The organism is Actinosynnema sp. NPDC059335, assembly GCF_042752395.1.
Lineage (GTDB): Bacteria > Actinomycetota > Actinomycetes > Mycobacteriales > Pseudonocardiaceae > Actinosynnema.
Genome location: NZ_JBHYXZ010000078.1, coordinates 25,125 through 32,675, shown reverse-complemented (window position 1 = coordinate 32,675; position 7,551 = coordinate 25,125). Strand labels below are relative to the sequence as shown.

The 7,551-nt window shown below is 73.7% G+C and carries 7 protein-coding genes; 3 read left to right on the top strand and 4 right to left on the bottom strand.

The annotated features are described in order from the left end of the window. Positions 1 to 468: 468 nt before the first annotated feature. Entirely contained in the window at positions 469 to 1,938 is a 1,470-nt protein-coding gene (locus tag ACFXGA_RS23600; RefSeq protein WP_378091098.1) for a DEAD/DEAH box helicase, read from the top strand. 313 nt (positions 1,939 to 2,251) lie between these two features. On the opposite strand, the gene ACFXGA_RS23595 is transcribed toward ACFXGA_RS23600, so the two are convergent. Next, positions 2,252 to 2,626 (bottom strand): hypothetical protein, encoded by a 375-nt coding sequence (locus tag ACFXGA_RS23595; RefSeq protein ID WP_378091096.1) that lies wholly within the window; start codon positions 2,624 to 2,626, stop codon positions 2,252 to 2,254. A gap of 347 nt (positions 2,627 to 2,973) precedes the next feature. Here ACFXGA_RS23595 and ACFXGA_RS23590 point away from each other — a divergent pair, with 347 nt between their 5' ends. Beyond that, complete coding sequence (locus ACFXGA_RS23590) at positions 2,974 to 3,951, top strand: helix-turn-helix domain-containing protein (RefSeq protein WP_378091094.1); 978 nt, start codon at positions 2,974 to 2,976, stop codon at positions 3,949 to 3,951. A gap of 40 nt (positions 3,952 to 3,991) precedes the next feature. On the opposite strand, the gene ACFXGA_RS23585 is transcribed toward ACFXGA_RS23590, so the two are convergent. Beyond that, positions 3,992 to 4,867: a DUF5937 family protein gene (locus ACFXGA_RS23585; RefSeq protein ID WP_378091093.1), complete on the bottom strand. Its 876-nt coding sequence runs from the start codon at positions 4,865 to 4,867 to the stop codon at positions 3,992 to 3,994. Between the two features lie 290 nt (positions 4,868 to 5,157). On the opposite strand from ACFXGA_RS23585, the gene ACFXGA_RS23580 reads away from it, so the two are divergent. Then, entirely contained in the window at positions 5,158 to 5,925 is a 768-nt protein-coding gene (locus ACFXGA_RS23580) for a hypothetical protein (RefSeq protein WP_378091091.1), read from the top strand. Here ACFXGA_RS23580 and cobA read toward each other — a convergent pair. Next, on the bottom strand, positions 5,870 to 7,087 hold the full coding sequence (gene cobA / locus ACFXGA_RS23575) for a uroporphyrinogen-III C-methyltransferase (protein WP_378091089.1): 1,218 nt from the start codon (positions 7,085 to 7,087) through the stop codon (positions 5,870 to 5,872). The two genes, ACFXGA_RS23580 and cobA, sit on opposite strands and share 56 nt — an antisense overlap. Positions 7,088 to 7,133: 46 nt before the next feature. Beyond that, entirely contained in the window at positions 7,134 to 7,424 is a 291-nt protein-coding gene (locus tag ACFXGA_RS23570; RefSeq protein ID WP_378091087.1) for a hypothetical protein, read from the bottom strand. Between the last annotated feature and the right edge of the window lie 127 nt (positions 7,425 to 7,551).

Sequence of the window (7,551 nt, the reverse complement as noted above, 5' to 3'; positions counted from 1 at the left end):
CCTCCCCCTCCGCGCCCCCCCGTGGGCGCTGCGCGCGCGGGGCGCTCGCGCGGCGCCGCCGGGGCCATCGGGGGCAGCCCTTTTGCCCCCCGGGCGGTGCGCACCGCGCCGGTCCGCATTGCTCCGTTCAGCTGGTGCCCGCCCCGCCGGTCGACCCGGGCAGACGGGGCGCTGTAGTGCCCGTGACCTGCACTGATGCGGTTCACGGTGATCGTCGGCGGAGTGCGGCGGACCGGTCGTGTGCGTTAGAACACCGCCGGGATGACGAACTCCGTCGCGTGATCAGCTAGACTGAGTGGTGCACCGCCCGGTGGCGCCACGAAGCGCCCCAGGCCGCCAGAGTGGCCGGTGGTGCTCCCCAACCACTATCGGCGCGATCCGCGCGCCGGGCCCGTCCCCGCGATCGCGCCTGCTCAAGCAGAGCAATCCTCGAGACGTGCCGTGTCCCGGAGGTTTGTTTTGCCCACGATGTCCCAAGGCCGTTCCGAGCGCCAGCAGTTCCGCAAGCCCCGCAGCAGGCGCCCTGGCCAGGGCAACCGTCGTCCCGCTCCCGTCGTGGAGCAGGCGACCACCATTCCCGACCACGTCGAGAGCACCGTGCCCGAGGGCCCGCTGCCCTCGTTCGCCGAGCTGGGCCTGTCCGACGAGCTGCTCCGCGCGCTCGAGCAGGCCGGCATCACCGAGCCGTTCCCCATCCAGGCCGCCACGCTGCCGGACGCCATGGCGGGCCGCGACCTCCTCGGTCGCGGTCAGACCGGCTCCGGCAAGACGCTGGCGTTCGGCCTGGCGCTGCTGTCGCGCCTGACCGGCGGTCGGGCCAAGCCGCTCAAGCCGCGTGCCCTCGTGCTCGTGCCCACCCGTGAGCTGGCGATGCAGGTCGAGGAGGCGCTCAGCCCGTTCGCGCGCGCCCTCGGCCTGTGGTGCCGCACGGTCGTCGGCGGCACGTCGTTCCCGCGCCAGGTCGACGCGCTGCGCCGCGGCGTGGACCTGCTGATCGCCACCCCCGGCCGGCTGTCCGACCACGTCCGGCAGGGCACGGCCGACCTGTCCGAGGTCATGTTCACCGCGCTGGACGAGGCCGACCAGATGGCGGACATGGGCTTCATGCCGCAGGTGCGGGCCATCCTCGACCTGACCCCGCAGGACGGCCAGCGGCTGCTGTTCTCCGCGACGCTCGACGGCGACGTGGACAAGCTGGTGCGCCAGTACCTGCACGACCCGGTGGTCCACTCGGTGTCGCCGCCCACCGGCAGCGTCACCACGATGGAGCACCACCTGCTGTTCGTGTCCGCCGAGGACAAGCAGAACGTGGTCACCGAGGTCGCCGCGCGCGAGGGCCGCACGATCATGTTCGTGCGCACCAAGCACCACGTGGACCGGTTGGCCAAGAAGCTGCGGTCGATGGGCGTGCACGCGGGCGCGCTGCACGGCGGCAAGGCGCAGAGCGCGCGGACGAGGGTGCTCGGCCAGTTCCGCGAGGGCACCACGCCGGTGCTGATCGCCACCGACGTGGCGGCGCGCGGCATCCACGTGGACGACGTGAGCCTCGTCGTGCACGTCGACCCGCCGGCCGACCCGAAGGACTACCTGCACCGCGCCGGCCGCACGGCGCGCGCCGGCCAGTCCGGTGTCGTCGTCACGCTGGTCACGCACGACCAGCGGCGGGCCGTGCAGGGCCTGACGGCCCGGGCGGGCATCCGCCCGGCGTCGACCAAGGTCCGTCCCGGTGACGAGGAGCTGATCCGCATCACCGGCGCGCGGGTGCCCAGCGGCGTCCCCGTCGTGGAGCCCGAGATCCCGGTGCGCGCCCGTCGTGGTGGCGGCGGCGGTGGCGGCCCTCGCCGCAACGGCGGCGGCTTCCGCGGCGGTCGCTTCGACCGCGAGCGCGGCGGCTCGGGCGCGGCCTCCGGCCGTCCCCGCCGGGTGGCGCAGCACTAGTCCACAACCGACCACCGACGGCCCGACATCGTCGGACCGTTGTGGCAGGGTAAAAGCAGGGGTCCCCTTGGCGGGGACCCCTGCTTTCGCATTCCCGCGCAGCTTGGCGGGGACCCCTGCTCTCGCGTTACCGCGCAGGCTGGCGGAGATCCCTGCTCTCGCGTTCGCACGCAGCTTGGCGGGGCTTCCGCCCTCGCGTTCCCGCGCGGACGGCGTCCGAGCACCGGTCCACCGGCGGCCCGACGCCGTCGTCGGCCGGCAGCACCCCGGGCTCCCGCGCCAGGCGGTCGCGCGGTCCGATCCGGAGCGTCGTTCAGCAGCGGACCGAGGAGCCGTAGCCCTGGAGGTTCTCGTCCCAGACCCAGCCCGCGATGTCCCTGCCCACCACGCGCACCCACGTCCACGTGTTGCCGACGTCGTTCGTCGTGTAGCAGTGGTAGTGCAGGCGCGTGCTGGAGTCGATGGAGCCGTCGATCGAGCAGTCGGCGTAAGGGCCGCTGGAACGGACCGGGACGCTCGACTTGGCCGGGTAGCCGTTGTTGAACGTGTCCTTCGCCGAGTGGTCGTGTTGACGGCAGGCGAGCGGAGCGGCGTCGGTGGCCTGGTCCGCCTGCGCGGCGGGCGACACCAGGGAGACGAGGAAAGCCCCGACCACGCCGAACGCCGCCACGAGTCTGCGTGATGCCATCAGTGTCCTCCATTGGTCGTTGGGATTCCGCTCCCGACGTTCCACAGCCGGCCCACTGCCGCGCAACCGCGCCGCGGGTTCGGGACTATCCCGAACCGGCGAGCCGATTCCCGACCGCGTTCAAGAATGGGCCGAACGGCGCACGAGACGTTCGAAACGGGCCCGAACACCACGAACAAGCACGTTGAACAGGCAAAACGACACTGACCGGTGTGCCCGGAAGTCGCCCTGGACACGAATAAGTAGCGGTTTTCCCGCCGACTCGGCATGAATGCACGAGAGCGATTCGACCGCACAACCCGTTTCGCGTATCGACGGCACACCGGACAAAGCACGATCCTTTGTCGGTGAGATCATCCCGGCCGGGCGACGACGGTCGCCGGCGACCGACCGGTCGCCCCGAACCGGGCGACGCGACCGACGCCGTCGAGTTCACCGACGCCCTCCGCCGGCTGCGCAAGTGGTCGGGGCTCACCTACCGCCAACTCGAGGGCAAGGCCGCGGCCAACGGCGCGGTCCTGCCGTCCAGCACGATCGCCACCGCCCTCAGCCGCTCGACGTTGCCCCGCGAGCCGTTCGTGGAGGAGTTCGCCAAGGCGTGCGGGCTCGACGAGCCGGACGTCCGGCTGTGGGTCGAGGCACGCAGGCGTCTCGCCGGCGACCCAGCCGCCCCCGAGCCGACGACGCCCACGCGCCACGTCCCCAGGATCGTCGCGGCGCTCGCGGTCGTCGGAGCCCTGAGCGTGGCGACCGCCGTCGGCGTGGCGGTGCACGCCGGGATCCGAACCGTCACCGGTGGCACGACGACCTCCGCTGCCACCACCACTCCCCAAGTGCCGGGCCTGCCGATCCCCGCCGTGGGCAGCTGGGCGGTGATCCGCCCCGTCCGGACGCCGCACCTGTGCGTCACCGAGGGTTTCGACCGGTCGCGCCGCTACCCGACGGAGATCGCCGTCCAGCGCCCGTGCGACCAGGCCGCCTTGCCGCGAACCTACCTGGAGCCGCTGGGGGACGGCCTGCTGCAGATCCAGTGGCACCACCCCGTGCACAACGTCGGGTGCCTCACCGCGATCACGTCGGGCGACGGGCAGGACCTGCTGGAACCGCGCGAGGACTGCGACGACGACCGCGCCTCCCAACAGTTCCGCTTCGAGCCGTCCGGCCCGCCGACGGCCGGGCGGTACCGCGTGCGGATCGCGGCCACGGACCGGTGCCTCGCGCTGCGCGGGGAGGAACTCGGCGAGGGCGTCGAACTGGTGCAGGGCCTGTGCTCCGAGGCACTGGCCCAGCGCTTCCTCGTGGACCTGGTGCAACCGCCTCCGTAACGGTGGCGTTCGGGGGAAAGCGTTTGCGGAGCGCGGGGTGTCAGCTCAGCAGTGCGTCGGCACGCGTAGTGCGCATGTGGAGCACGTAACGGCCTTCACGGCGCGTCGTCACCAGTCGGGCCGCCCGCAGCACGGCGATGTGCTGCGACACCGCCCCCGCCGTCACGCCGAGCGCCGCGGCCAGGTCGGTGGTGCTCTTCGGCGCTTCCAGCAACGTCAGCAGGTGCGCGCGGGTCCGGCCGATCAGGGCCGCCAGGTCGTGGGACGTCGCCCGCTCCTCCCACAGCGTGCCGATGCCGCGGGCCGGGTAGCGCAGCACCCCTTGGCCCACCGGGTCGATCGCGATCCACGCCTTGGGCCAGCAGAACACGCTCGGGCACAGCACCAGGCCGTGCTCGGCCAGGTCCACCCGATGCTCGGGCTTGCGGTGCAGGACCAGTTCGCCGTCGGCCCACGTGATCTCCGGGTGCAGGTCCCGGAACACCGCCTCCACGCCCTGGTCCGCGAGCGTCGCCGCGCGGGCCGCGATGTCGGCTTCGAGGACGGCGGTGATGCGCTTCCAGTGCGGCGCGATCAGCAGCTCGTAGCACCGGCGGATGATGTCGGCCTCCGGCTGCGGCACGTGGCGCAGCTCGGCGTCCAGGTCCGGCATGCGGACGTCCGGCACCGGCATCAGGTCGCCCGGTTTGGCCGGACCTTCCAACCGGGCCAGCAACGCGTCGAGGCCGGGGATGTCGTCCAGGCGGTCCCGCGCCCACCGCACCCACGGCAGGTGCACGGCGTGCGCGCCCGGCGTGCGCAGGCCGTCCACCGCCATGACGGTCTCGAACACCGGGGAGTGGGCGAACCGCACCTTCGCCAGCCCCACCCCCGCGAGTCGAACCCAGACCGCCAACGCCACGACCCCGTTCCGCACGGCCCGCCGGTGCGGGCGGGCTCGGGCCGCATTCTCACATCCGGGGGCCTGCCCCACCGCGCGGCGCCGGGCCTGCACCAGTGATCTTGCCGGGGAGGTCGGGCGACGCTGTCGGCCATGACGAGGACGTGGCACCGGCCGACCCTCTGGGTGGCCGCGGTGATGGCGGTGGGCGCGCTGGTGTGCGCGGTGGCGGTGCTGGTCGACGGGCGCGTGCTCCAGGGCGCGCCGCTGCGGGCGAAGCCGTTGAAGTTCACGGCGTCGTTGGCGGTCTACTCGGCCACCCTGTCGTGGCTGCTGTCCGTCCCGCACCGGGACGGCGGTGGACGTCGGGCGCGGCGACGTTCATCGCGGTGGTGCTGTTCGTGGAGGTCGGGCTGGTCGTCGTGCAGGCGGCCCGCGGCACGTTCACCCACTTCAACGGTTCCGACGACCCGTCGAACCAGTTCGTGCAGGCGAGCTTCGCCCTCGGCATCCCGGCGATGTTCCTGGCCAACGTGGCGCTCGCGCTGGTGCTGTCGTTCCAGCGCTTCGGGCGGCCGGACGTGCGGCCGGCCGTGCGCTCCGGGCTGTACCTGGCGATCCTCGGCATGGCCTCCGGCTACCTGATGTTCGGGCAGCGCCGCGAGGTCACCGTGGCCGACGCGGGCGGCCGGGAGGTCGAGCTGGTCGTCGGGCACAGCGTCGGCGTGCCCGACGGCGGACCGGGCCTGCCGCTCACCGGGTGGAGCACCACCGGCGGCGACCTGCGCGTGCCGCACTTCGTCGGCATGCACGGCCTCCAGGCGATGATCCTGCTGGCGCTGGGCCTGGCGGCGCTCGGCCTGGCCGAACGGGTGCGCACCCGCCTGGTCGCGGTGGCCGCGCTCGGCTACACCGGCCTGTTCGCGCTGCTCGTCCGGCAGGCGCTGCACGGCGAACCGCTGGTCCACCCCGGCGGCACGACGCCGGCCGCGGCGGCCGGGCTCGTCGTCGTGGTCGCCGCCGGGGCGGTGTGGGCGCTCAGGAGCGGAACGGCAGCTCCCCGGCCAGTCCGGCCACCGGTCCCACGACGATGATCGCGGGCGGGCGGATGCCGTGCTCGGCGATGTCCCCGGCCAGGGACGCCAGCGTCGACCGCACGACCTTCTGCGTGCGGGTGCTGCCCTCCTGGATCACCGACACCGGGGTGTCGCCCGGACGGCCCGCCATCAGGGCGTCCGCGAACGCCGCCGCCCGCTCCACCCCCATGAGGATCACGACGGTCCCGGTCAGCCTCGCCAACGCCGGCCAGTCGACCAGGGACCGCTCGTCGTCGGGCGCGACGTGCCCGGACACGACCACCACCTCGTGCGCCACGCCGCGGTGCGTCACCGGCACGTCCGCCAGCGCCGGCACGCCGAACGCGCTCGTCACGCCGGGCACCACGGTGACCGGCACGCCCGCCTCGGCGCACGCGATCAGCTCCTCGAAGCCCCGGCCGAACACGTACGGGTCGCCGCCCTTGAGGCGGACCACGAACCTGCCGGACTTGGCGTGCTCGACCAGCGTGGTGTTGATGAAGTCCTGGGTGGCGGCCCGGCCGTACGGGATCTTCGCCGCGTCCACCACCTCGACGTGCGGCGGCAGCTCGTCCAGCAGCTCGCGCGGCGCGAGCCGGTCGGCCACCACGACGTCCGCCCGCGCCAGCATCCTGCGCCCCCGCACGGTGATCAGGTCCGGGTCGCCCGGACCGCCGCCCACGAGCGCCACGCCCGCGGGCTGGTCGTGGTGGTCGGCGGTGGACCCGTCGCGCAGCGCCGACAGCACCGCGTCCCGCACGGCGGCGGACCGCCGGTGCTGACCACCCGCGAGGACGCCGACCAGCAGGCCGTCGTGCTCGCCGACGGCGGGCGTGACCGCGGTGCCCTTCACCGCCACGTCGGCCCGCACGCAGAACACCCGGCGCTCCTCGGCGTCCGCGGCCACCTTCGCGTTCACCTCGGGCGAGGAGGTGCAGGCCAGCACGTACCACGCGCCGTCGAGGTCGCCGTCGGCGTACTCGCGGGCCTGCCAGGTCGCCTCGCCGCCGTCGACCAGGCCCTGGACCGCCGGGGTCACCTCGGGGGAGATCACCTCCACCCTGGCGCCCGCCGCGACCAGCCTGGGCAGCCTGCGCTGCGCGACCGTGCCGCCGCCCACGACGACGACCCGCCGGCCGGTCAGGTCCAGGCCCACGAGGTAGTGCTGTTCACCGTGCATGGGTAGAAGCATCCACGTCGGACATGTCCTGTCCAACGGTGGTGCTTCACATCACGGGCGCCACCGGCTGCCGCTGCTCGATCACCGCGCTCACGGCGGTCGTGCGGCAGCGGACCTTGGTGCGGCCCATGCCGTCGCGGATGGTGAGCCACGAGCTGTCCACCTTCCGGCCGTCGTCGCACGACGCGACGAGCCGGAACGTCCCGCTGCCGTGGCAGCGGCCCGAGGCGGCGTTCCCCTCGACCCACGTGACGCACGAGTGCAACGCGTCCGCCGCGGTGGCGACGCCCGGCACGGCGGTCAGGACGACCAGGAGGACCACGAGAAGTCGGCGCATGGCACCGCATCGAACACGCGGACCGTGGCCCCCACCCGGGGATGCCCCCGGGGGGGGGGCCGGGCGGGGGGGTGATCTGGGCCCGGTTGAACCCGGAGTTGGCCCCGGTCCGCCCGGGGCCCCCCCG